This window comes from Mycobacterium sp. NGS51 (assembly GCF_059812525.1).
The window spans coordinates 23,411-46,117 of record NZ_JCALCV010000002.1 but is presented as its reverse complement, the minus strand read 5'-3'; the positions used below and the strand labels follow the sequence as shown (position 1 = coordinate 46,117).

Annotated in this window: 21 protein-coding genes, 1 pseudogene and 1 riboswitch; of the genes and pseudogenes, 12 read left to right on the top strand and 10 right to left on the bottom strand. The window is 66.7% G+C overall.

Annotated features, from left to right (window positions below; all coding sequences use genetic code 11):
* Positions 1 to 36: 36 nt before the first annotated feature.
* Positions 37 to 1,782: a DUF3556 domain-containing protein gene (locus AC5Y5W_RS02860; protein WP_500010721.1), complete on the top strand. Its 1,746-nt coding sequence runs from the start codon at positions 37 to 39 to the stop codon at positions 1,780 to 1,782.
* On the opposite strand, the gene metE is transcribed toward AC5Y5W_RS02860, so the two are convergent.
* Positions 1,779 to 4,055, bottom strand: coding sequence for a 5-methyltetrahydropteroyltriglutamate--homocysteine S-methyltransferase (metE, locus tag AC5Y5W_RS02855; protein ID WP_500010722.1), 2,277 nt, complete (start codon positions 4,053 to 4,055; stop codon positions 1,779 to 1,781). The two genes, AC5Y5W_RS02860 and metE, sit on opposite strands and share 4 nt — an antisense overlap.
* A 131-nt stretch (positions 4,056 to 4,186) precedes the next feature.
* Positions 4,187 to 4,404: riboswitch (cobalamin riboswitch) on the bottom strand.
* A 114-nt stretch (positions 4,405 to 4,518) separates the two neighbouring features.
* A pseudogene (locus tag AC5Y5W_RS02850) lies at positions 4,519 to 5,160 on the bottom strand (SDR family oxidoreductase); the annotation flags it as partial.
* Between the two features lie 86 nt (positions 5,161 to 5,246).
* On the opposite strand from AC5Y5W_RS02850, the gene AC5Y5W_RS02845 reads away from it, so the two are divergent.
* Both AC5Y5W_RS02845 and AC5Y5W_RS02840 read left to right on the top strand, forming a co-directional pair.
* The gene (locus AC5Y5W_RS02845; protein ID WP_500010723.1) at positions 5,247 to 6,395 is read left to right on the top strand and encodes a thiolase family protein; all 1,149 of its coding nucleotides are present in this window, start codon (positions 5,247 to 5,249) and stop codon (positions 6,393 to 6,395) included.
* Positions 6,392 to 7,180: an enoyl-CoA hydratase-related protein gene (locus AC5Y5W_RS02840; protein WP_500010724.1), complete on the top strand. Its 789-nt coding sequence runs from the start codon at positions 6,392 to 6,394 to the stop codon at positions 7,178 to 7,180. Before AC5Y5W_RS02845 ends, AC5Y5W_RS02840 begins: the two co-directional genes overlap by 4 nt.
* Positions 7,181 to 7,195: 15 nt before the next feature.
* Here AC5Y5W_RS02840 and AC5Y5W_RS02835 read toward each other — a convergent pair whose 3' ends face one another.
* From AC5Y5W_RS02835 to AC5Y5W_RS02825, 3 genes are read right to left on the bottom strand one after another with little or no spacing between them, the layout of a single operon-like run.
* Positions 7,196 to 8,209, bottom strand: coding sequence for an NAD(P)/FAD-dependent oxidoreductase (locus AC5Y5W_RS02835; RefSeq protein WP_500010725.1), 1,014 nt, complete (start codon positions 8,207 to 8,209; stop codon positions 7,196 to 7,198).
* A gap of 49 nt (positions 8,210 to 8,258) precedes the next feature.
* The gene (locus AC5Y5W_RS02830; RefSeq protein ID WP_500010726.1) at positions 8,259 to 8,762 is read right to left on the bottom strand and encodes an isoprenylcysteine carboxyl methyltransferase family protein; all 504 of its coding nucleotides are present in this window, start codon (positions 8,760 to 8,762) and stop codon (positions 8,259 to 8,261) included.
* A gap of 3 nt (positions 8,763 to 8,765) precedes the next feature.
* On the bottom strand, positions 8,766 to 9,848 hold the full coding sequence (locus AC5Y5W_RS02825) for a type III polyketide synthase (protein WP_500010727.1): 1,083 nt from the start codon (positions 9,846 to 9,848) through the stop codon (positions 8,766 to 8,768).
* Positions 9,849 to 10,210: 362 nt separating this feature from the next.
* Between AC5Y5W_RS02825 and AC5Y5W_RS02820 the strand changes: the two genes are divergently transcribed.
* Positions 10,211 to 11,350 (top strand): NAD(P)H-binding protein, encoded by a 1,140-nt coding sequence (locus AC5Y5W_RS02820; protein WP_500010728.1) that lies wholly within the window; start codon positions 10,211 to 10,213, stop codon positions 11,348 to 11,350.
* On the top strand, positions 11,347 to 12,069 hold the full coding sequence (locus tag AC5Y5W_RS02815) for a CPBP family intramembrane glutamic endopeptidase (RefSeq protein WP_500010729.1): 723 nt from the start codon (positions 11,347 to 11,349) through the stop codon (positions 12,067 to 12,069). The genes AC5Y5W_RS02820 and AC5Y5W_RS02815 overlap by 4 nt, the downstream gene beginning before the upstream one ends.
* 21 nt (positions 12,070 to 12,090) lie before the next feature.
* Here AC5Y5W_RS02815 and AC5Y5W_RS02810 read toward each other — a convergent pair whose 3' ends face one another.
* Positions 12,091 to 12,903 carry an enoyl-CoA hydratase gene (locus tag AC5Y5W_RS02810; protein ID WP_500010730.1) on the bottom strand — a complete coding sequence of 271 codons (813 nt, stop codon included), beginning with the start codon at positions 12,901 to 12,903 and terminating at the stop codon, positions 12,091 to 12,093.
* Positions 12,904 to 13,015: 112 nt separating this feature from the next.
* Here AC5Y5W_RS02810 and AC5Y5W_RS02805 point away from each other — a divergent pair, with 112 nt between their 5' ends.
* Genes AC5Y5W_RS02805 through AC5Y5W_RS02795 form a run of 3 tightly spaced genes read left to right on the top strand, consistent with a single transcriptional unit; the run spans position 13,016 to position 15,919 of the window.
* Positions 13,016 to 14,098 carry a CaiB/BaiF CoA transferase family protein gene (locus tag AC5Y5W_RS02805; RefSeq protein WP_500010731.1) on the top strand — a complete coding sequence of 361 codons (1,083 nt, stop codon included), beginning with the start codon at positions 13,016 to 13,018 and terminating at the stop codon, positions 14,096 to 14,098.
* 54 nt (positions 14,099 to 14,152) lie between these two features.
* Entirely contained in the window at positions 14,153 to 14,905 is a 753-nt protein-coding gene (locus AC5Y5W_RS02800) for a 3-hydroxyacyl-CoA dehydrogenase (protein ID WP_500010732.1), read from the top strand.
* Positions 14,906 to 14,920: 15 nt separating this feature from the next.
* Positions 14,921 to 15,919, top strand: a complete 999-nt coding sequence (locus AC5Y5W_RS02795; RefSeq protein WP_500010733.1) for an NAD(P)H-dependent flavin oxidoreductase — start codon at positions 14,921 to 14,923, stop codon at positions 15,917 to 15,919.
* Between the two features lie 110 nt (positions 15,920 to 16,029).
* Here the strand turns inward: AC5Y5W_RS02795 and AC5Y5W_RS02790 are convergent, their stop codons facing one another.
* Positions 16,030 to 16,161 carry a hypothetical protein gene (locus AC5Y5W_RS02790; protein ID WP_499886552.1) on the bottom strand — a complete coding sequence of 44 codons (132 nt, stop codon included), beginning with the start codon at positions 16,159 to 16,161 and terminating at the stop codon, positions 16,030 to 16,032.
* 317 nt (positions 16,162 to 16,478) lie between these two features.
* On the opposite strand from AC5Y5W_RS02790, the gene AC5Y5W_RS02785 reads away from it, so the two are divergent.
* Genes AC5Y5W_RS02785 through AC5Y5W_RS02775 form a run of 3 tightly spaced genes read left to right on the top strand, consistent with a single transcriptional unit; the run spans position 16,479 to position 20,192 of the window.
* On the top strand, positions 16,479 to 18,875 hold the full coding sequence (locus AC5Y5W_RS02785) for an MMPL family transporter (protein ID WP_500010734.1): 2,397 nt from the start codon (positions 16,479 to 16,481) through the stop codon (positions 18,873 to 18,875).
* Complete coding sequence (locus AC5Y5W_RS02780; protein ID WP_500010735.1) at positions 18,868 to 19,560, top strand: TetR/AcrR family transcriptional regulator; 693 nt, start codon at positions 18,868 to 18,870, stop codon at positions 19,558 to 19,560. The genes AC5Y5W_RS02785 and AC5Y5W_RS02780 overlap by 8 nt, the downstream gene beginning before the upstream one ends.
* Positions 19,557 to 20,192: a class I SAM-dependent methyltransferase gene (locus tag AC5Y5W_RS02775; protein ID WP_500010736.1), complete on the top strand. Its 636-nt coding sequence runs from the start codon at positions 19,557 to 19,559 to the stop codon at positions 20,190 to 20,192. The genes AC5Y5W_RS02780 and AC5Y5W_RS02775 overlap by 4 nt, the downstream gene beginning before the upstream one ends.
* A gap of 24 nt (positions 20,193 to 20,216) precedes the next feature.
* Here AC5Y5W_RS02775 and AC5Y5W_RS02770 read toward each other — a convergent pair whose 3' ends face one another.
* Positions 20,217 to 20,930 (bottom strand): NAD-dependent deacylase, encoded by a 714-nt coding sequence (locus tag AC5Y5W_RS02770; RefSeq protein WP_500010737.1) that lies wholly within the window; start codon positions 20,928 to 20,930, stop codon positions 20,217 to 20,219.
* Between the two features lie 36 nt (positions 20,931 to 20,966).
* On the opposite strand from AC5Y5W_RS02770, the gene AC5Y5W_RS02765 reads away from it, so the two are divergent.
* On the top strand, positions 20,967 to 21,332 hold the full coding sequence (locus AC5Y5W_RS02765) for an Rv1152 family transcriptional regulator (protein WP_500010738.1): 366 nt from the start codon (positions 20,967 to 20,969) through the stop codon (positions 21,330 to 21,332).
* Here the strand turns inward: AC5Y5W_RS02765 and AC5Y5W_RS02760 are convergent.
* Entirely contained in the window at positions 21,329 to 22,153 is an 825-nt protein-coding gene (locus AC5Y5W_RS02760) for a class I SAM-dependent methyltransferase (RefSeq protein ID WP_500010739.1), read from the bottom strand. The genes AC5Y5W_RS02765 and AC5Y5W_RS02760 overlap by 4 nt on opposite strands.
* Positions 22,154 to 22,177: 24 nt before the next feature.
* Positions 22,178 to 22,693 carry a DUF1697 domain-containing protein gene (locus AC5Y5W_RS02755; RefSeq protein ID WP_500010740.1) on the bottom strand — a complete coding sequence of 172 codons (516 nt, stop codon included), beginning with the start codon at positions 22,691 to 22,693 and terminating at the stop codon, positions 22,178 to 22,180.
* Between the last annotated feature and the right edge of the window lie 14 nt (positions 22,694 to 22,707).

Sequence of the window (22,707 nt, the reverse complement as noted above, 5' to 3'; positions counted from 1 at the left end):
CCCATCGGCCTAGAACACGTTCTAGTCTTAGGCGCCATGGGATTTCTCAAACAGGACACCCCCCAAATCGACTTCGAGGAGTGGAGCAAGGGCACCCGCGCTGAGAAGATCATCCCGATGGCTCGCCACTGGGCTGAGGTTGGCTTCGGTACCCCGGCCCTGTTGCACCTGTTCTACGTCGTCAAGATCGGCCTCTACATCCTGGCGGCCTGGCTGATCGCGTTGACCACCACGGGCATCGACGGGTTCACCAACGTCGCGCACTGGTATGCCGAGCCGATCGTGTTCGAGAAGGTCGTGCTGTACACCATGCTGTTCGAGGTGGTCGGCCTGGGCTGCGGGTTCGGGCCGCTGAACAACCGGTTCTTTCCACCGATGGGCTCGATCCTGTACTGGCTGCGGCCCGGCACGATCCGGCTACCGCCGTGGCCGGATCGAATACCGCTGACCAAAGGTGACGGGCGCACCCCGTTCGACGCGCTGCTCTACGGCGCCTTGCTGGTGCTGCTGGTCATCGCACTGTTCTCCGACGGCACCGGCCCCGCCCCGGCGCTGGGGACGACGGTCGGGGTGCTACCGGCCTGGCAGATCTGGGCGGTGCTGGGCGTGCTGGCAGTGCTCGGCCTGCGCGACAAAGTCATCTTCCTGGCCGCCCGCGGCGAGGTGTATGCCTCGTTCACCGTCGCCTTCCTGTTCACCGGCTACGGCGTGGACATGATCCTGGGCGCCAAACTGGTGTGCCTCGTCATCTGGCTGGGTGCCGCGACGTCGAAACTCAACAAACACTTCCCGTTCGTCATCTCGACGATGATGAGCAACAACCCGCTGTTTCGCTCCCGGTCGATGAAACGGAAGTTCTTCGAACACTTCCCGGACGATTTGCGCCCGGGCCGGCGGTCACGCTGGCTCGCGCATTTTTCCACGGTGATCGAGGGACTGGTGCCGCTGGTGCTGTTCTTCAGCCATGGCGGCTGGCTCACGGCAATCGCCGCGTTCGTCATGCTGTGCTTCCACTGGGGCATCCTGTCGGCGATTCCGATGGGCGTGCCGTTGGAGTGGAACGTCTTCATGATGTTTTGCGTGCTGGCGCTGTTCGTCGGCCACCCCTCCGTCGGGCTCGGTGACTTGACGTCGCCGTTGCCGATACTGCTGTTCGCCGTCGTCGCGGGGACGGTGGTGCTCGGAAACCTGTTTCCGCGCAAGGTGTCCTTCCTGCCGGGCATGCGCTACTACGCGGGTAACTGGGATACCACGCTGTGGTGCGTCAAGCCCTCCGCTGACGAGAAGATCGGCAAGGGCATTGTGGCGATCGCCAGCATGCCCGCCGCTCAACTGGAGAAGTTCTACGGGAGCAAGGAAGCCGCCCAGATCCCGATGTACATGGGATATGCGTTCCGCGCGTTCAACACCCACGGCCGGGCCTTGTTCACGTTGGCGCACCGCGCCATGGCCGGCCAGAACGAGGACGACTACGTCCTCACCGACGGTGAGCGGATCACCAGCACCGCCATCGGCTGGAATTTCGGCGACGGGCACTTCAGCAACGAGCAGCTGGTTGCCGCGCTGCACAAGCGTTGCCACTTCGAACCCGGCGAGCTGCGCATCGTGATGCTCGACGCCCAGCCGATCCACCGCCAGACCCAGCGGTATCGGCTGGTCGACGCCGCCACCGGCGAGTTCGAGCGCGGCTACGTGTGCGTCGCCGATATGGTGACCCGCCAGCCGTGGGATGACGACATCCCGGTGCAGGTGTATGAAAGCCGGGCAGCGGCGCCCGATTAGCCTTCGCGCACCTTCGTCGCCGCGCTCACCATGTGCTGCAGCGACGCCTTCACCTCGTCGATACTGCGCGTCTTCAGTCCGCAGTCGGGATTGACCCACAGCCGCTCCGCGGGAACGGCTTTCAGTGCTGCTTGCAGTGAAGTCGCGATCTCCGACTCGGCCGGCACCCGCGGCGAGTGGATGTCGTAGACGCCCGGGCCGACGCTGTTGGCAAAGCCGACCGCGTTGAGGTCGTCGAGCACCTCCATGTGCGAGCGGGCCGCCTCGATGGACGTCACATCGGCGTCGAGGTCGGCGATCGCCCCGATCACTTCACCGAACTCCGAATAGCACAGATGGGTGTGGATCTGCGTCGAGTCGGCGACGCCGGACGTCGCCAACCGGAACGCGCCGACCGCCCACTGCAGGTACGCGTCCTGATCGACACGCCGCAGCGGCAACAACTCCCGCAGCGCGGGCTCGTCGACCTGGATGACCCCGATGCCCGCCGACTGCAGATCCACCGTCTCGTCACGGATCGCCAGCGCAACCTGTTTGGCGGTGTCGGCCAGCGGCTGGTCGTCGCGGACGAACGACCACGCCAGGACCGTCACCGGGCCGGTCAGCATGCCCTTGACCGGCTTCTCGGTCAGCGACTGCGCGTAGGTGATCCAGTCGACGGTCATCGGACGCGGCCGCGCCACGTCACCGTAGAGGATCGGCGGGCGCACGCAGCGGCTGCCGTAGGACTGCACCCAGCCGTTCTGGGTGGCGAAGAATCCGTCGAGTTGTTCGGCGAAGTACTGCACCATGTCGTTGCGTTCCGGCTCGCCGTGCACCAGCACGTCGAGTCCGAGTTGCTCCTGCAGGGCAATGACGTCGGCGATCTCGGACTTCATCCGCGCGACGTACTCGCTCTGGTCGATCTCGCCGGTCCGCAACGCCGCCCGGGCCTTGCGGATCGCCGAGGTCTGCGGGTAGGAGCCGATCGTCGTCGTCGGCAACAGCGGCAGCTGGAGCCGTTCCTGTTGGCTGCTGCGGCGATCGGCCGCGGGTCCGCGTTGGTTACCCGATGCGACGATCGAATCGATGCGGGCGCGGATCTGGCCGTTGTGTAGCCGCGGATCCGAACGGCGCGACGCCACTGCGGCATTGGAGGCCGCGATCTCGTCGGCCACCGCGTCGCGGCCCTCGCGCAGCGCACGCGCGAGCGTGACGACCTCGTGCACCTTCTCGGCGCCGAACGCCAGCCAGCTGCGCAGGTTGTCGTCCAGATCGGTGGCGCCCTCTTCCAAAGCCAGGGAGTAGGGGACATGCAGGGTCGAGCACGACGTCGACACCGCAACTGCCTGCGCCGACCCCAGCAGCGTCGCCAGCCGGCTCAGCGCGGACTCCAGGTCGGTGCGCCAGATGTTGCGGCCGTTGACGATACCGGCGACCAGCGTCTTGCCGGCCAGCTCGGGAATCGATGCCAGCTCCGCGTTGGCGCCGCGGACCAGGTCCACGCCGATCGCCTCGACCGGCGTGCGAGCCAGTGCAGGCAGCGCGGCGCCGGGATCGCCGAAGTAGGTGGCGACATGGATCGCGGGCCGCCTGCCCACCGAGCCCAACGCGGTGTAGACGCGTTCGGCCAGCGCGGCCGCGTCGGCGGCGACATCGGTCACCAGCGCCGGCTCGTCCAACTGCACCCACTGCGCGCCATTGTCGGCCAGCAGCGACAGCAACTCGGTGTACACCGGGATCAGTTCGTCGAGGCGTTCGATCGGTGCACCGGCACCATCCACCGGCTTGCTCAGCAGCAGGAAGGTGATCGGGCCGATGACTACCGGTCGGGCGGGAATCCCTTGGTCGCGGGCCTCTTTCAGCTCGGCAAGCACCTTGTCGGGATGCAGCTCGAAGCGGGTGCCGGGCGCAATCTCGGGAACCAGGTAGTGGTAGTTGGTGTCGAACCACTTGGTCATCTCCAGCGGCGCGACGTCGTCGTTGCCGCGGGCCGCCGCAAAGTAACGGTCCAGCTCGTCGGCCACCTTCGCGACCCTGGCCGGCAGCGCGCCGAGCAGTACCGAGGTGTCGAGCATCTGGTCGTAGTAGGAGAACGTGTTCACCGGCACGGAGTCCAGCCCGGCCGCCGCCAATTCCGCCCAGGTGTCGCGGCGCAGGGTGGCGGCGACGGACTCCAGCTCAGATCGACTGGTCCGGCCGGCCCAGTAGCCTTCGGTTGCGCGTTTGAGTTCGCGGCGCGGACCGATGCGCGGGGAGCCGGTGATGGTGGCGGTAAACGGCTGAGCGGTCACGTGTTCGTCCTTCACTCGACGTGGTGGTCACCGCCAGCGGACGCACAGCCGATCGGGTGCACTGCGCCCGGTGGGCACGGCAACCGGTGCGGCCAACGCCCATCCCACGAGGCGGTGAACCGCCGGACGCGGCGCGTCCGGCACAGCTGGCAGGTCTTCGGACTCGCAGGCATGCACCATGTGGTGCTCCTAATGGCCGTCGCTTCCCGGTCGTTGACCAGTGCTTCTAGACGGCGGTCGTTCCTGCATACCGCTGCGGGACAGTCCCGGATTCTCACCGAGTTCCCTCTCGCGACGCATAGCCAACATGCCTCGCTCGATGCCGACACCTTGCGGCGACGGCAGACCAGTTGCGTAATCGAGACTACTAGGTGCGATGGCGGCGACCCGTCCCCCTCGCCGTTTCGCGGCTGGGGGTGCCCCCGGCGCCCGGCTTCGCCGCGCATGCGATCGCCGCGTCGGCGGCCAGCGCTTCGACGATGGGCACGTCGCCGTTGTTGAACTCGATGGTCCGCCCGATCGTCGCGTCGTCGTGCAGCACGGCCGCCGCCACCAGCGCGACGTCTTCGCGGGTGACTTCCCGGCCATGCGGTGCGGCACCGACGGCGATGTGCCCGGTCGCGGGATCGAGCGTGAGCCGACCGGGTCCCAATATGGTCCAGTCGAGGTCACTGCTGCGCAGATGGGCGTCGGCGGCGGCCTTGGCCTCGGCATAGGGAAAGAACGGATCGTCTTGCGGCACACCGTGGTCGGGTCCGGCCCCGAAATACGAGACCATCACGAAGCGCCGAACTCCGGCCTTGGCGGCGGCGTCGATGACCCGGACGGCGGCGTCGCGGTCGACGGCGTAGGTGCGGGCCGGATTGCCGCCGCCGGCGCCGGCGGAGAAGACCACCGCGTCATGTCCGGCCACCAGGTCGGCCAGGGCGTCGGTGTCGAGTTGCTCGATGTCGGCGACGACGGGTGTGGCCCCGGTAAGGGCAATTTCCTCGGCGTGGTCGGGATTGCGGAAAACCGACGTCACGGCGTCGCCGCGCTCGGTCAGGATTCGGGCCAGATGCATGGCGACCTTGCCGTGGCCGCCGATGACGACGATGCGTGCCATGCCGCCGACGCTACCTGGCAACCCCGCTCCCGACCCGCCTAGCGCCGTGGTCAAGAATCGAGGCACACGAGTCAAAGGAGAACGTCATGGCTGAAGCCGTCATCGTCGAAGCGGTGCGCTCACCGATCGGCAAACGCAACGGTGGTCTGTCCGGGGTGCATCCCGCCGACCTGTCCGCCCAGGTCCTCAACGGGCTCGTCGGCAAGGCCGGCGTCGACCCCGAGCTCGTCGACGACGTGATCTGGGGATGTGTCATGCAGGCCGGTGAGCAGGCCCTCGACATCGGTCGCACCGCGTTGCTGACGGCCGGCTGGCCCGAGAGCGTGCCGGGTGTCACCGTCGATCGTCAGTGTGGGTCCAGCCAGCAGTCGGTGCACTTCGCCGCCGCGGGTGTGGTCGCCGGTCACTACGACGTCGTCGTGGCCGGCGGTGTGGAGTCGATGTCGCGGGTGCCGATGGGCTCGTCGCTCGCCGGCGGTGGCAGGCCGTTCCCGCAGGGCTTCCTGGACCGCTACGACGGCGCGGTTCCGAACCAGGGCATCGGCGCCGAGATGATCGCCGAGCAGTGGGGATTCGACCGCACCACGCTCGACCAGTTCTCCCTCGACTCCCACGAAAAGGCCGCTGCGGCACAAGATTCCGGGGCGTTCGACGATGAGATCGTTGCCATCAAGGACCAGGACGGCAACACGATTCTCAAAGACGAAGGCATCCGCCGGGGCACACCGATGGAGAAGATGGCCCAGCTCAAGCCGGCCTTCAAAGAGGACGGCGTGATCCACGCCGGTAACTCCAGCCAGATCTCCGACGGTTCGGCTGCGCTGCTGTTCATGTCGGCGGAGAAGGCGAAGTCGTTGGGGCTCAAGCCGATCGCCAAGGTGCACACCGCGACGCTGGCCGGCTCCAACCCGGTGATCATGCTGACCGGGCCGATCCCGGCGACCCAGAAAGCGCTGAAGCGCTCCGGGCTGAGCCTGGACGAGATCGGTGCTTACGAGGTCAACGAGGCGTTCGCGCCGGTGCCGTTGGCTTGGCTGAAAGACATCGGCGCAGACGAGAAGAAGCTCAATCCCAAGGGCGGGGCGATCGCACTCGGCCATCCGCTCGGCGGATCCGGGGCGCGGCTGATGACGACGCTGCTGTACCACATGCGGGACAACGGAATTCGCTACGGACTCCAGACGATGTGCGAGGGCGGCGGACAGGCTAACGCCACTATTCTGGAATTGCTGTGACGGATGCGGCTGCGCTGTCCGAGCGCCGCGGCAATGTATTAGTCATCACGATCAACCGGCCTGAGGCCCGCAACTGCGTTAACGGGGCGGTGAGTACTGCTGTCGGTGACGCGCTCGAGCAGGCCCAAAACGATGCAGAGGTGCGGGCGGTCGTCATCACCGGCGCCGGTGACAAATCGTTTTGCGCCGGAGCCGATCTCAAGGCGATCTCGCGCCGGGAGAACCTGTACCACCCCGACCATGCCGAGTGGGGATTCGCCGGCTACGTGCACCACTTCATCGACAAGCCCACGATCGCCGCGGTCAACGGCACCGCACTTGGGGGTGGCACCGAGCTGGCGCTGGCCAGCGACTTGGTGGTCGCCGAGGAGCGCGCGCAGTTCGGGCTGCCCGAGGTGAAGGTGGGTCTGATCGCCGGGGCCGGCGGGGTGTTCCGGATCGTCGACCAGCTGCCCCGCAAAGTCGGCCTCGAGATGCTGCTGACCGGTGAGCCGATCACTGCGGCCGAGGCCGCCAAGTGGGGCCTGATCAACCAGGTTGTGCCGAACGGCACCGTGCTGGAGGCCGCGCTGGCGTTGGCTCAGCGGGTTACCGTCAACGCACCGCTGTCGGTGCAGGCCAGCAAGCGGATCGCCTATGGCGCCGACGACAGTGTCATACCCGGGGAGGAACCGGCCTGGGCCCGAACCACCCGTGAATTCGGCACGCTGCTGAAATCCGAAGACGCCAAAGAAGGGCCGCTGGCATTCGCCCAGAAGCGCCCACCGGTCTGGAAGGCTCGTTAACGGACCGCGCGACGGCTACTGCGCCAGCGTGTTCACCGCCCGCCGGAAAACGCCGGGCAGGGCTTTGGCAGCCGGGACGATGGCACGCCGGGCCGGGCGCGGGACGGTGCTCAATATCAGTGTGCGGGTGAGCAGGCGGTAGTCGCGGGTGATGCGCCGCCACGCCTGTTCATACGACGACGGAGTCTCGTCGACGATCGCGCTGACCGCTGCGGCGGCCTGCTTCACCGCCAGGCTGATGCCTTCACCGGTCAGGGCGTCCTCGTAACCGGCTGCGTCGCCTACCAATAACACCCGGCCGGCGACCCGTCGGGAGACCACCTGGCGCAGCGGACCACAGCCGCGGGCTCGTCCGGGCTGGGCGCCGCGTAGTCGGCCTGCCAGCCGGGGGAACCACTCCAGCTCCGGTTGGCGATTGCACAGGATCGCGACACCGACCAGATCCGGCTCGACCGGCGTCACGTACGCCTCGCCCCACCGCGACCAGTACACCTCGACGAATTCCGACCATGCTGGCACCGCGTAGTGCCGGCGCACGCCGTACCGTCGCGGCCGACCGGCAACCGCCGTGATCCCGACGGCGCGGCGCACGGCTGAATGCAGGCCGTCGGCTGCCACCAACCACTTTGCGCGCACTCCGGCTGCGATCACGCCCGTGGCGTCCTGCTCGACGCTGTCGACCCGGGTCGAAATCCATTCGGTATCTTGCTCTTTGGCGCGGGCCATTAACGCCGAATGTAGGGTGGTGCGTCGCACGCCCCGGCCGGGACGGTCGCGAAAGCGTGCCTCGGCCCGCCGGTGTTCGCTCACATACGCGATGCCGCGGAACGGCAGCCCCGCGGGATCTACGCCAAGTGATGTGAGTTCGGCCAGACCGCCGGGCATCAAACCCTCACCGCAGGCCTTGTCTATCGGGTCCGCTCGTGGCTCAGCCACCACCACCGAAAGTCCTTGTCTGCGAGCATGTAACGCCGTAGTGAGACCCGCCGGACCGCCGCCGACAATTAGCACGTCAGCGTCGTATGTCATGTGCGCCGCTCCTTCTCATCGCTGCGCTCTGCATCGTCGCCGGCGCGCGTCACGATGCGTAACCCAGCGCCTGGTTCTCCACCCGGATTCGCACACTCAGCAGCAGAGCATTCGCGGCGGTGAATGCGGTCGCGGTTAGCCACGCCGAATGCACCAACGGCAGCGCTACGCCCTCGGCGACCACAGCCAGATAGTTCGGATGATGCAGCCATCGGTAGGGCCCTCGTCGCACCAACGGCGCGTGCGGCACGATGATGACCAAGGTGTTCCAGCGACGGCCCAGCGTTGCCACACACCACCAGCGCAAGACCTGGCTGGCTGCCACTAGCGCCAGCATCGGCCAGCCGAGCCAGCCGAGGAACGGCCGATGCAGTGCCCACACCTCGAGAACACAGCCGAGCAGGAGCGCGGCATGGACGGTGACCATTACCGGATAGTGCCTGCGGCCGAACTCTTTACCGCCGTTGGCAAAAGCCCATCGCGCGTTGCGCTTGGAGATGACCAACTCGACCAGGCGCTCGATGCCGATCGCCAGGATCAGCAGGTAGTACACGATCTACCAGCCGAGCAGCACGAGTTCAGAGCAGAAGGCCGGGCCCATGGCAATCATCAGCCCCAGCGATCCCGGCGGCGGCGGATCAGCCATGTTGGCCCGAAGCACGTCGAGCACAGATACCGAAGAGAGATTACCGTTGGTGCGCAACGAATTCCGGGTGTGATCGAGGGCGTCGGCGGGTAGGTCCAGGACGTTTTCGACGGCATCGATCACCCGCGGACCGCCGGGGTGACAAACCCAGGTCGAGATGTCGGAGGTGGTCAGCCCGTTGTCGCTGAGGAACTGGCGGACGTCTTCACCCAGGTACTTCTCCGCGACGGTGGCGACCTCGACGGACAAAACGATCTTGAACCCCTCGGTGCCGATGTTCCAGCCCATCACGTCTTCGGTGTCGGGGTAGATGCGGCTGCGGGTGGCCAGTACCCGCGGCCCAGCAGCCGGCCGATCGGGCCCTTTGGCGATGACGACGCCTGCGGCGTCGCCAAAGAGGCTGGAGGCGACCAGATTGGCCATCGAATGGTCATCTCGCTGGATGGTCAGCGAGCAGAGTTCGACGGCCAGCAGGGCCGCCACCTGATCGGGATAGGCGCGTAGGTAGTCGGAGAGCCGGGCGATCCCGGCGGCACCGGCCACACAACCCAACCCGAACAGTGGCAGCCGTTTGACGTCAGGGCGAAGGCCGACCCGGGTGGCCAATCGCGCCTCGAGGGTGGGCACCGCAAGTCCGGTCACCGTTGTCGACAAGACGATATCGACCTCGGAAGGTTTGACTTTGGCGGCGTCGAACGCCGACAGCAGCGCCTGCTCACCGAGATCCAGGGCGACCTCGAGAAAGGCGTCGTTGGCCTCGGTGAAGCCGCTCAGTTCGGCGTAGCGCGACAGTGGCAGCGCGTGGTGGCGCGACGCGACCCCGCTGCTGGCGGTGAACCGGGCGAACTCAGCACCGCCGAAGCCGGTCACCGCGGAGGATATGTCGTCCTGACTGTTGAAGTGCGGCGGAAATTGGATTGCCACTGCCGCGAGAGATGGGGCTGCCGACGTGCTGGCCGTCGGTACGCGCAGCCCAGAGGTCTCGGGGCGCATCCTGTCATTATCCATGTAGGCATTACGTTACTGGCGCATTGTCAGTTCAGCCAAAAAATTGCACACGTGTGTAATGGGGCAGCACCGTCTAATCGACCGGAGCGAGTTTTCGTCCACGCGCATGCACCGTTGCGACGAGGGTCAAGTCGTTGTCCCGCACCGGAACTCGGTTGCATCCGATGACACAACAGCCTGCGCAAATCAAGTCGACGCGGCCATTTACTGCATTACACAACTGCCTGCACCGGATTTGCGGCACCTGCAGGGCGCCGCGGCGCGAAAATATTGCGGCAGCCACCGGCGGACTACTCGGCACACGTTTCCACCCCACCGGCGCCGCCATCATCGCTAGGTTGGGGGTTGTGCGGATTCTTGTGACCGGCGCCACGGGCTACATCGGATCGCGCCTGGTTACCGCGCTGCTTGCGGACGGCCACCACGTATTCGCCGCGACCCGCGACCCGGCGCGCCTGGGCCAGTTCGGCTGGGTCGACGACGTCACAGCGGTTGCTCTGGATGCCTCCGAGCCCGCCTCGACGCGCGCGGCGCTGGCCGTCGCCGGCCCAATCGACGTCATCTATTACCTGGTGCACGCCATCGGTCAACCCGGCTTCCGCGACGCGGACCAGAGCGCGGCTGCCAACGTCGCGGCCGCCGCCAAGGACGCTGGGGTGCAGCGCATCGTCTACCTGGGCGGCTTCGTACCCGATGACGACAATTTGTCCGAGCACTTGACCAGCAGAGCCGAGGTGGCCGCAGCACTCACCACCGCGGGCGGGCCGGAAGTGGTGTGGCTGGGAGCGGCGCTGATCATGGGCGCCGGTTCGACATCGTTCGAGATGCTGCGCTATGTCGGCGACCGGTTTCCGCTCATGCCGATACCGCCCTGGATGGACAACCCAGTGGACCCGATCTCCATCCGGGACGTGCTGCATTACCTCGTCGCCGCCGCTGACCCGGAACGAGTACCCGCGGGCGCCTACGACATCGCCGGCCCCGACACCACGTCGTACCGGGAACTGCTGAAAACCTATGCACGCATTTCCGGCAAATGGCACACCGGCCTGCCGGTGCGCGGTGTAGACACCGCAGTGGCGTCGCGCCTCACGGCGATCGCATTGCCCGTGCCCGACGGGTTGGCTGCTGACCTGGTCGAATCGCTGGATCACCCGATGCGCGCCTCTGGCGCCGGCCTGCGGGATCTGGTGCCCGATCCGCCCGGCGGACTGATCGGCGTCGACGAAGCCGTCACCCGAGCGTTGTCCAACCGCCGACCGCGCCCGGTCAACACGCTGGCCGACCCGCATCACCTCGCCGACAGCGATCCGGTGTGGGCCGGCGGTGACACGTTGCGCATCCGGCGGCTCGCCAAAGCTGTGACACCGCCGATAGCGCGGTCTGGTCTTGGGCTGGTGAATGCGGTCCCCGGCCCGATCGCCGGTGCGTTGCGAACCGGCCTCGACATCCTGATCACTCTGACCCCGAAGGGGCACCCTGCATGACCGACCTCAGTACTCGCCCGCACACCAGCGCGCTGCAGGAGATCCGCCGCGCGATCACCAATGTCGCGGTGCCGCACCATGAGCCGCCGTCGGTGGTGCGCAGGCGGCGCATCGTGGTCGCAATCGTGCTGGTACTCGGCGCGGTGGTGCTGGGACTCTCCATGACCCGGCGTCCCGGCGAAGCGAGCTTCTACTGGCTGACGCTGGCGTTGAGCGCGGTGTGGCTGGTCGGTGCGCTTGCCTCCGGACCGCTCCATCTGGGCGGCATCTGCTGGCGCGGCCGCAACCAGCGTCCGGTGATCACCGGCAGCACCACCGGCTTGGTGCTCGGCGGCGTGTTCGTGCTCGGCGGGGTTATCGCCAAACAGATTCCGGCCGTTTCGGATCTGATCTCCCGGGTCTTCCAATTCGCCGACCAGGGCTCGTGGCGGCTGACTTTGGCCATCGCGCTGCTCGGTGCTATCGCCGAGGAATTGTTCTACCGCGGGGCGCTGTACACCGCTTTGGGCCGACACCACCCGGTGGTCATCTCGACGGTCATCTACGTCGTCGCCACATTGGCCAGCCAGAATCTGATGCTGGGATTCGCGGCGATCATCCTCGGCGCGGTGTGTGCGTTGGAGCGCCGCGCGACCGGCGGTGTGCTGGCGCCGATACTGACCCACTTCGTGTGGAGCCTGGTCGTCATACTCGCGCTGCCGCCGTTGTTCGGGTTCTAGCCGTCGGCCACCCGCGCCGACTCAGCGATCGGTGAAGTTCGGGGTGCGGCGCTGCTGGAAAGCCGTTGCGCCCTCGATGAAATCGTGGGATTTCAGCAACATCGCCTGGCCCTGCAGCTCGCGGTGCAGCGCCGGCTCCAACTCGGTGAGCGTGGCTGCGTTAATGGCCTCCTTGGTCTTGGCGAAGGCCACTGCCGGGCCGGATAGCAGCCCGGACACCACCTTGTCGACCTCCGCTTCGAAGTCGGCCGCGGGATACACCGCGCTGATCAGGCCACTGGCCAGTGCATCGGCGGCGGGTAGGCGTTCGGCCAACAACGCCATTCTCATGGCCCGGGCGCGGCCGATCGCGGCGGCGACCAACGCCGACGCGCCGCCGTCGGGCATCAAGCCCACCTTGGTGAACGCGAGCATGAAAAATGCTGCGTCCGAAGCCAATACGAGGTCACAGGCCAAGGCCAGTGATACACCGACACCGGCGCACGGTCCCTGCACAACGGCGACGACCGGTCGCGGCACCGCAGTGATCGCCTGCACTGCGCGGTTGGCTTCCACGATGATGTCAGTCGCCGGGCCTCGGCCGGTGACGTCGTCGGCGCTCATCCCGGCGCCGGAGCTGAAGCCCCGCCCGGCACCGCCCAGCCGCACCAGCTTGACCCGCGGATCGGCAGCCGCGCGCTCCATCGCCTCAGCGATACCGGCCAACACCGGGGTCGTCAGCGAATTGAGACTGTCCGGCCGATCGATCGTCACCGACAGCACACCGTCGGCCAGCGCGACGGACAAGCCCTCAACGGGCGTGAGGACGTCGATCCCGGAGTCAATGGCGGTCATGCGGATCACCTTAAGTGACCGGGCTGCATGGCAGTCCGGCGCGGCTGCGAAGATGCGAGGGCGGGTTGTTTGGTGGCGACAAGCCGGTTGCTCTCGACAAGGAGGTCGGTAGATGGCGGGACCGCTGACAGGGCTGCGGGTGGTCGAACTGGCAGGAATCGGGCCGGGCCCGCATGCCGCGATGATCCTCGGCGACCTCGGCGCCGACGTGGTGCGCATCGAACGGCCGGGCTCACCCGGCGCGGGGACTCCGCAGTCCACGCTGCGCAACCGACGGCTGGTGACCGCCGACCTCAAATCCGACGAGGGACGCGACCTGGTGCTGAAGCTGGCCGCCAAGGCCGACGTGCTGATCGAAGGCTACCGCCCCGGCGTCACCGAGCGGCTCGGCTTGGGCCCGCAGGACTGCGCGAAGGTCAACGAGCGCCTGGTGTATGCCCGGATGACCGGCTGGGGCCAGGCCGGTCCCCGGAGCCAGCAAGCCGGTCACGACATCAACTACATCTCGCTCAACGGCGTCCTGCACGCCATCGGCCGAGCGGGCGAGCGGCCGGTGCCGCCGCTGAACCTGGTCGGCGACTTCGGCGGCGGGTCGATGTTCTTGTTGGTCGGCATCCTGTCAGCGCTGTGGGAGCGGCAGGCCTCGGGCAAGGGCCAAGTCGTCGACGCCGCCATGATCGACGGGTCGTCGGTGTTGGTGCAGATGATGTGGGGGATGCGGGCGTCGGGCGTCTGGTCCGACGAGCGCGGCACCAACATGCTCGACGGCGGCGCGCCCTACTACGACACCTACGAGTGCTCCGACGGCCGCTATGTCGCGGTAGGCGCCATCGAGCCGCAGTTTTACGCGGCGCTGCTGGCCGGTCTCGGGCTGGACACCGCGGACTTGCCGGGGCAAAACGACGTCAAGCGCTGGCCGGAACTACGGGCCCGGCTCACCGAGGCGTTCGCCGCCAAAGACCGCGATCACTGGGCCGGGGTGTTCGCCGATTCCGATGCCTGTGTGACGCCGGTACTGGCCTTCGGCGAGGTGGAAATCGAGCCGCACGTCACCGAGCGCAACACCTTCTATCAGGCCGACGGCGGGCTGCAGCCGTTGCCGGCGCCACGGTTCTCCCGCAGTGTTCCGGACGTGCCGCGCCCGCCGGTACAGCCCGGAGGCAACGCTGAAGCCGTCCTCGACGACTGGGTATAGTTCCCAACCAACCAGTAGGTCGGCGCCCCGCGGTCGGCCGGAAAGGATGTTCGCGTGGAGATCAAAGACGCCGCAGCCCTTGTCACCGGCGGTGCGTCGGGCCTGGGCCTGGCCACCACCCAGCGGCTGCTTGACGCGGGCGCGCAGGTGGTGGTGCTCGACCTCAAAGGCGAAGAGGTGGTTCGCGAGCTCGGCGACCGGGCCCGGTTCGCCCCGGCCGATGTCACCGACGAAGACGCCGTCACCTCCGCGCTCGATCTCGCGGAGACCCTGGGCCCACTGCGGATCGTGGTCAACTGCGCCGGCACCGGCAACGCCATCCGGGTGCTGGGCAAGGACGGTGTCTTCCCGCTGGCGGCGTTCCGCAAAGTGGTCGACATCAACTTGATCGGGACATTCAACGTGTTGCGGCTGGGTGCTGAGCGGATCGCCAAGACCGACCTGATCGGCGAAGAACGCGGCGTCATCATCAACACCGCCTCGGTCGCGGCCTTCGACGGCCAGATCGGTCAGGCCGCGTACTCGGCATCCAAGGGCGGCGTGGTCGGCATGACCCTGCCGATTGCCCGCGACCTGGCCGGCAAGGGCATCCGGGTGGTGACGATCGCGCCGGGGCTGTTCGATACCCCGCTGCTGGCCGGTCTGCCCGAGCCGGCCAAGGAGTCGCTGGGCCAGCAGGTGCCGCACCCGAGCCGGCTGGGCAAGCCCGACGAGTACGGGGCGCTGGCCGTGCATATCGTCGAAAACCCGATGCTCAACGGCGAAGTCATCCGGCTGGACGGCGCGATCCGGATGGCGCCCAGGTAGGAGAACAGAAAGCCGATGCTGACGACGAAGTTCACCGAGACGTTCGGGGTCGAGCACCCGATTGTGCAGGGCGGCATGCAGTGGGTGGGTCGTGCCGAGCTGGTGGCAGCGGTCGCCAACTCCGGCGCGCTGGGTTTCTTGACCGCGCTGACCCAGCCCACCCCGGCCGATTTGGCCAACGAAATCGCCAAGACGCGAGACCTCACTGACAAGCCATTCGGGGTCAACCTGACAATCCTGCCGACAATCAACCCGCCGCCCTACGACGAATACCGCCAAGTCATCGTCGACGCCGGCATCAAGATCGTCGAAACCGCCGGCTCCAACCCGGCGCCGCATCTGCCGATGTTCCACGACAACGGAATCAAGGTGCTGCACAAGTGCACGTCGGTACGCCACGCGGTCAAGGCGCAGAGCCTGGGGGTCGACGGCATCAGCATCGACGGGTTCGAGTGCGCCGGCCATCCCGGCGAGGACGACATCCCGGGCCTGGTGCTGATCCCGGCGGCCGCAGCCAAGATCGACATCCCGATGATCGCTTCCGGCGGGTTTGCCGACGCGCGCGGTCTGGTCGCCGCGCTGGCGTTGGGCGCCGACGGTATCAACATGGGTTCGCGATTCATGTGCACGGTCGAGTCGTGCATCCATCAGAACGTCAAGGAAGCCATCGTCGCCGGCGACGAGCGGGGCACCGAGTTGATCTTCCGTCCGCTGCGCAACACCGCGCGGGTGGCGTCCAACACCGTCTCGCGTGAGGTCGTCGAAATCCTGGACAACGGCGGCCAATTCCCCGATGTGCAGGAATTGGTGGCCGGAGCGCGCGGCCGCAAGGTGTTCGACGACGGCGACGTGGAGGCCGGCATCTGGTCGGTGGGCACCGCGATGGGGCTGATCAACGACATTCCGTCAGTCGAAGAGCTGGTGTCGCGGATCGTCACCGAGGCCGAAGAACTGATCACCGACCGGCTGGGTGACATGGTCCGCAGCGGCGAAGACGAGAAGATTTCGGCCTGACGACGATTTCAGGACCGTCAGCAGGGAATCAGAACAAAAACGGGACCAACATCGAGGGCAAACTCACCTCATCAGCGGGGCGGCCACGCGGGCCACGCCGTTCGCGACAGTCAGCTCGCGGTAGGTAGCGGGTGCCAGTCGTCGAACTGCTCCGAGGTCTCGCCCTCTACCAGCATGTCGCCGTGGTAGAGAGCCTCGAAGTCGGCCTTGATGACGTCGGCACTCGAGTCGTCGATCCACATGTTCATGAGCGTATGGGTCACCATTAAGGAATCGTTGAGTCACGATTCGGAAAATGATGGCAATTCTTACCGCTGGGTAGGTTCGCTCTGCCGCAGGTACGAAGGGTGAGACAAAGAGTCCGGGTTGTTGGAACCGGCTATTTGTCAGATGTCTAAAGCCATACGCTTCGGGAACGCATGTTTTGACGGCCGGCGTTGCGGTGAACCATCCCGGATACCCACACGTCCTAACTGCTAGGACATCGAGGCCACGGCCTTGAACTGCGCGTAACTTACCGCTGATAAGTTACCGCTGGTATGGCGGCGGAAGGACGCGCATGCTGCAGAGAATCGCTCGACTGGCGCTGGTCGCCCCGGGCAAGATTCTGGCGGTAGCGCTGCTCGTCCTGGTGGGAGCCGTGGTCTTCGGCATCCCAGTGCCCAAGAGTCTGTCCGCGGGCGGCTTTCAGGATCCGACGTCGGAGTCGGCGCGAGCAACTCGGCTGCTGACCGACAAATTCGGCGAGAGCGATCAGAAGATGCTGATCGTGGTAACAGCGCCGGGGGGTGCTGCCAGCGAGCAAGCCCGCCAAGTGGGCACCGACATCGTCGAGCACGTGCGGCAGTCGCCGATGGTCTTCAACGTGACCTCGGCCTGGACCTCACCGCAGGCTGCCGCCGACCTGGTCAGCAAGGACGGTAAGTCCGGATTGATCGTGGCCAACCTCAAGGGCGGCGAGAACAATGCGCAGAAGTACGCCAGGACGCTCTCGGATGAGGTGGTCCACGATCGCGGCGACGTCAGCGTCGAAGCCGGCGGGGTGGCGATGGTGTACGCCCAGATCACTCATCAGAATGAGCGTGACCTGCTGCTGATGGAGTCGATCGCGATCCCGTTGAGCTTTTTCGTGCTGATTTGGGTGTTCGGCGGACTGCTGGCGGCGGCATTGCCGCTGATGCTGGGCGGGCTGGCCATCGTGGGCTCCATGTCGGTGTTGCGGTTCATCAGCTTCAGCACCGACGTGTCGATCTTCGCGCTCAACCTGAGCACCGCAATGGGACTCGCGTTGGCCATCGACTACACGCTGTTGATCATCAGCCGCTACCGCGAGGAACTGGCCGAGGGCACACCTCGAGAAGAGGCGCTGATTCGGACTATGGCTACCGCCGGACGCACAGTGCTGTTCTCCGCGACGACGGTCGCCTTGTCGATGGCGGTCATGGTGCTGTTCCCGATGTACTTCTTGAAGTCGTTCGCCTACGCCGGCGTGGCCACCGTGGCGTTCGTGGCGGTCGCGGCCGTGGTGGTGACTCCGGCCGCCATCGTTCTGCTGGGCCCGCGGCTGGACTCGCTGGACGTGCGCCGACTGGTGCGTGTGCTGTTGCCCTGGCTACGGCACGGCTCAGACCTCGCGGACAGACCTGTGGAGCAGTTGTTCTGGTATCGCTCGACGAAATTTGTGATGCGCCGCGCGGTGCCGATCGGATCGGCCGTCATCGCGTTGCTGCTGGTGCTCGGGGCCCCGTTCCTCGGAGTGAAGTGGGGGTTTCCCGACGACCGGGTGCTGCCGCAGTCGGCATCGCCACATCAGGTTGGCGACCAGCTGCGCAACAATTTCACCGAGAATTCGACGACGGCGGTGCCCGTCGTCGTGCCCGACATCCGTGGCGTGAGCCAAAGCGACCTCGAGCGCTACGCCGCCGACCTGTCGCGGGTGCCCGACGTCGCTGCGGTGACCGCCCCCACCGGGACGTTCGTCGCGGGCAGCCGGGCGGGGCCGCCGGCCGCGCCCACCGGTATGGCCGACGGCAGCGCTTTTCTGACCGTCGCCAGCAGCGCGCCGCTGTTCTCCCAGGTCTCCGCCACCCAGCTGGACCGGTTGAAAGCCGTGCCCGGCCCGGCCGGCCGCGCCACCGACATGGCGGGGCTGGCGCAGATCAACCGCGACAGCGTGAACGCGATCATGACCCGGCTGCCGCTGGTGCTCGGGCTGATCGCCGCGATCACCTTTGCGTTGTTGTTTTTGCTTACCGGCAGCGTGGTGTTGCCACTCAAAGCACTGGTGCTCAATGTGTTGTCGCTGACCGCGGCGTTCGGCGCGCTGGTGTGGATCTTCCAGGACGGACATCTCGGCGCGCTGGGGACCACACCCAGCGGAACGCTGGAGGCCAACATGCCGGTGTTGCTGTTCTGCATTGCGTTCGGGTTGTCGATGGATTACGAAGTGTTCTTGGTCTCCCGAATCCGCGAGTACTGGTTGCAGTCCCCGGTTGCCCGGCTGGCACGTCCGGCCGCAGCGGCGGCCCGCGCCGCCAACGACGAGAGCGTGGCGCTCGGACTGGCCCGCACCGGCCGGGTCATCACGGCCGCTGCGCTGGTGATGTCGATATCGTTCGCTGCCCTGATCGCGGCGCAGGTGTCGTTCATGCGGATGTTCGGTGTCGGCCTGACCCTTGCCGTGCTGGTGGACGCGACTCTGGTGCGCATGGTGCTGGTTCCGGCCTTCATGCACGTGCTGGGTCGGTGGAATTGGTGGGCGCCCAAACCGCTGGCCTGGATGCACGAACGGTTCGGGATCAGTGAGAGCGGTACTGCCAAGCCCGCAGCCGCGGCTCACCGGCCAGGGCGGCACCGCCGCGACAGCGTCGTGCCGGCTCAACCGCTCGTGCGCCGCAACGACGTGGGGCAGCCCGCCGGATCGGTCATGGACGGTGGTTTGCGTTCCGATGGGTGATTTCCGGCGCCGGCGGGCCCCGCGTGGGTCGGGCGACCTGCTCCGCGACGAGATCCTGGACGCCGCCACCGAACTGCTGCTGGAGGTCGGGCACGCCAAGGAGGTGTCGATCCGCTCGGTAGCCCAGCGCGTCGGTGTGACGCCGCCGTCGATCTATCTGCATTTCGAGGACAAAGATGCGTTGCTGGATGCGGTCTGCGCACGCTATCTAGAGAAGCTTGACCAGGAGATGCAGCGGGCGGCGGTCGGTCAACCGTCCACGGCGAAGGTGCTGCGGGCCCAGGGCCTGGCTTACGTGCGGTTCGCGACGCAGACCCCCGAGTTGTACCGGATCGCCACTATGGGGCAATGGCGCTCGGACAGCGACGTTGACGCCGCCTTGGCCAGCTCAGCGTTCAAGCACCTGTGCGACACAGTGCAGGCACTCATGCACGAGGGCAGCTACCCGCCCGGTGATCCGAATACGGTTGCCTTGCAGCTTTGGAGCGCCGCACACGGGGTGGCGGCGCTGCTGATCGCCAAGCCACACCTGCCCTTTGGCGATGTGGAAGCATTCGTCGACCGGATGCTGTGCACGGTGTCGTTCGGGCATATCGTGGCGGGACTGGTCGGGCCGGACGCCACGCCCGAACAGACGATGGAATGGTTGGTATTGCATCAATCGTCGGAAGGTTCGCACGTATGACACCGGCATCCACGGTCGACAACCCGTTCTTCGCTCGGATCTGGCCCACTATCGCAGCACACGAAACCGAGCAGATCCGTGCGCTGCGCCGGGAGAATTTGTCCGGGCTATCCGGCCGGGTCCTGGAAGTCGGAGCCGGTGTCGGCACCAACTTCGCCTTCTACCCGAACTCCGTGGACCAGGTGGTGGCGGTGGAGCCGGAGCCGCGGCTGTCGGAGCGTGCCCGCGTCGCCGCAGCGGAGGCCCCCGTTCCGGTCCGGGTAACTGACGACGCTGTCGAGGACTTCGCCAGCGATGAGCCGTTTGACGCGGTGGTGTGCTCGCTGGTGCTGTGCTCGGTGGGTGACCCCGATGACGTGCTCCGCCAACTGCATTCGCGGCTTCGGCCGGGCGGTCAGTTGCGGTATCTCGAGCATGTGGCCAGCGGCGGGTTCCGGGGCCGGCTGCAGCGCCTGGCGGACGCGACGATCTGGCCGCGGCTGCTGGGTAACTGCCACACGCATCGGGACACTGAGCGAGCGATCGTCGGCGCCGGTTTCGAAGTCGAGGACGCTCGACGGGAGTCGACGATGCCGGTGTGGGTGCCGTTACCGGTCTCGGAGTTCGCGTTGGGCCGCGCACGTCGTTCCTGACTGCCGCGATTCCGCAGCCGCCGGCTAGTTGAGCAGGGCGGGCAGTTGGTGCAGCAGTGACGGGAGAGCCTTGCTGGCGCTTTCCCGGACGGTGAGCGTGGCGCTGGCCGATAGCGGTGTGGGCTCCGGGTTTACCTCGATGACGATCGCGCCGCGGGCCAACGCCAAATCGGGCAGGCCGGCAGCCGGGTAGACCACGCTCGAGGTCCCGACGACAACCAGCACATCTGCCGCCGCGGTGGCCTCGACCGCGCTTTGCCACGTCTTCTCGGGGAGCGGTTCCCCGAACCAGACGATGTCGGGCCGGATCAGTCCGCCGCAGGCGCAGATCGGCGGCTCGACTTCCAGCGCTGGTTCGGTCATTTCTGGCAGTTCACCGACAAACGGATGTTCGCAAGCGGCACAACGGAATTCGAACAGGCTGCCATGGAGGTGATGCACCGGGGCGCTACCGGCGCGCTCATGCAGATCGTCGACGTTCTGGGTGACGACGGTGACCTCGGCGTGGTCCTGCCAGGCCGCGACTGCGCGATGGCCGTCGTTGGGCTCGACGCGACTCACCAGGTAGTGCCGCCACAAATACCAACCCCAGACCCGTTCGGGGTTCTGCAGCCACCCATGCGTGCTGGACAGCTCATAGGGGTCGAACTTTGCCCACAACCCGTTCTTGTCGTCGCGAAACGTCGGCACGCCGCTCTCGGCGGAGATACCCGCGCCACTGAGCACCGTTACTCGCACACTACTAATGTAGCTGGACTGCGCGATACTGGGCATGTGCAACTGGGGGCGTGGCTGTGTATCGAGGACCAAGCGGGTCGCCCGCTGTTCGACCAACTCAGGACGCAGATCATCGACGCGATTCGCGCCGGCACGCTCGCGCCCGGAGCCCGGCTGCCCACTGTCCGGGAACTGGCGGGTGAGCTCGGCATGGCGGTCAATACCGTTGCCCGCGCATACCGGGAGTTAGAGGCGGCCGGTGTCGTCGAAACGCGGGGCCGCTTCGGCACATTCGTCGCCCGGGCCGACCCGTCGGACCGCGCGATGGCGGACGCGGCCGGGGCATACGCCGACGTGGCTCGCGCGCTGGGACTCGGCAAGGCGGAGGCGTTGCGCTATCTCGACGACGCCTTCGGTGATTAGCCGAATTCCAGCAGCGTCAACGTCGGACGCAGCGAGTCCAGCGCGCGGAACCGGTGGGTGGCCGCCAGCAGAAAGTTGAGCAGCCGGCCGCGGCCCGGTGGCAGCGCTACGTCGCGAACGGCGCGGACACCCGGCACTGTGTTCACCAGATCCGCAGCTTCGGCCACCGACATGGTGAACGGCATCGGCGGGAACTTGTAGCGGCGTGAGATCCGATGCCCGCCACGGGTATACCGGGCCAGCGAGGCTGGAGGCAAATCGAAAAGCATCTGCCCGCCAGGAAACCGCTTGGCGCACTCGGCGATCAGTCCGAGCGCCTCCTGCGGTTGCAGATACATCAACAGGCCCTCGGCGGTGACGAACACTCCATGCGAGGGGTCGACGCGTTCGGTCCAGCTGTAATCCAGTGCGGACTGCGCGCACACCGACACCCGCGGTGATTCCGGCAGCAATCGTTCGCGAAGATCGACGACCGGCGGGAGATCGACTGTCAGCCAATGGAATTGACCGTTAGGCAGAGAGGCGTCGAGACGCCAGAAACTGGTCTGCAACCCCTCGGCCAACGCCACCACTGTCGCCGACGGGTGGCGCGCCAGGTAATGACGGGTCTGGATGTCGAACGCCAGCGCCCGCAGCGCCATGTCCTGGCGAGTCGCGCCGAACTTCGCGAAGTCGAAATCGATCGAGTCAACGAGATTGATCGCCAACGGGTCGTCGATGACCGCGTCAGGGCGGCTGGCCTCCCGGGCGCGGGCCCGCAACGTCAGCAGGGCCGTCTCGGAAACCCCGGTGAGGGTGGCCGTTTCTCGGTCGGGACTCATCGGAGAAACCCTACCGGCCGCTGCTCAACGCAATACTCTGCCCAGGGTGCGCAGGTTGCGGGTGGTGGTCGACGGTTTGTAGCGCTTCTTGCCCATCGTCTTGCCGATGGTGCTGCCCAGAGTTTCGCCCTTGGGCACCTGCCAATAGACGACGCCGTCGCCGCGAGCGACTTTGTCGTCGGGCCCGGGTTCCAGCGCGCTGAGTTCGTCGAGCACCGCGGCGTCGGTGACGAAGGTGACGTAGGAGTGGTATCCCTCCACTTCGGGCTCGAACGGATAAGTCTCGACGATGTCGCGCACGGTGTCGAGATCGTAGAGCAGCACCCAGGCGTCGTACCCGAATCTCTTTCGTAGCGCGCGCTCGGCCGTCGCACGAACCTTGTCGGCGCCGGCGGGTGACTCCAACAGCACGTTGCCGCTGGCCAGGATGGTGCGCACATTGTGCAATCCGGCGTCGGTCAGCGCAGTGGCCACCTCGGCCATTTTCAGGTTGACGCCACCGACGTTCACGCCGCGCAGGAAAGCCGCATATGTGGTCATCCGGGCGCCTCGAA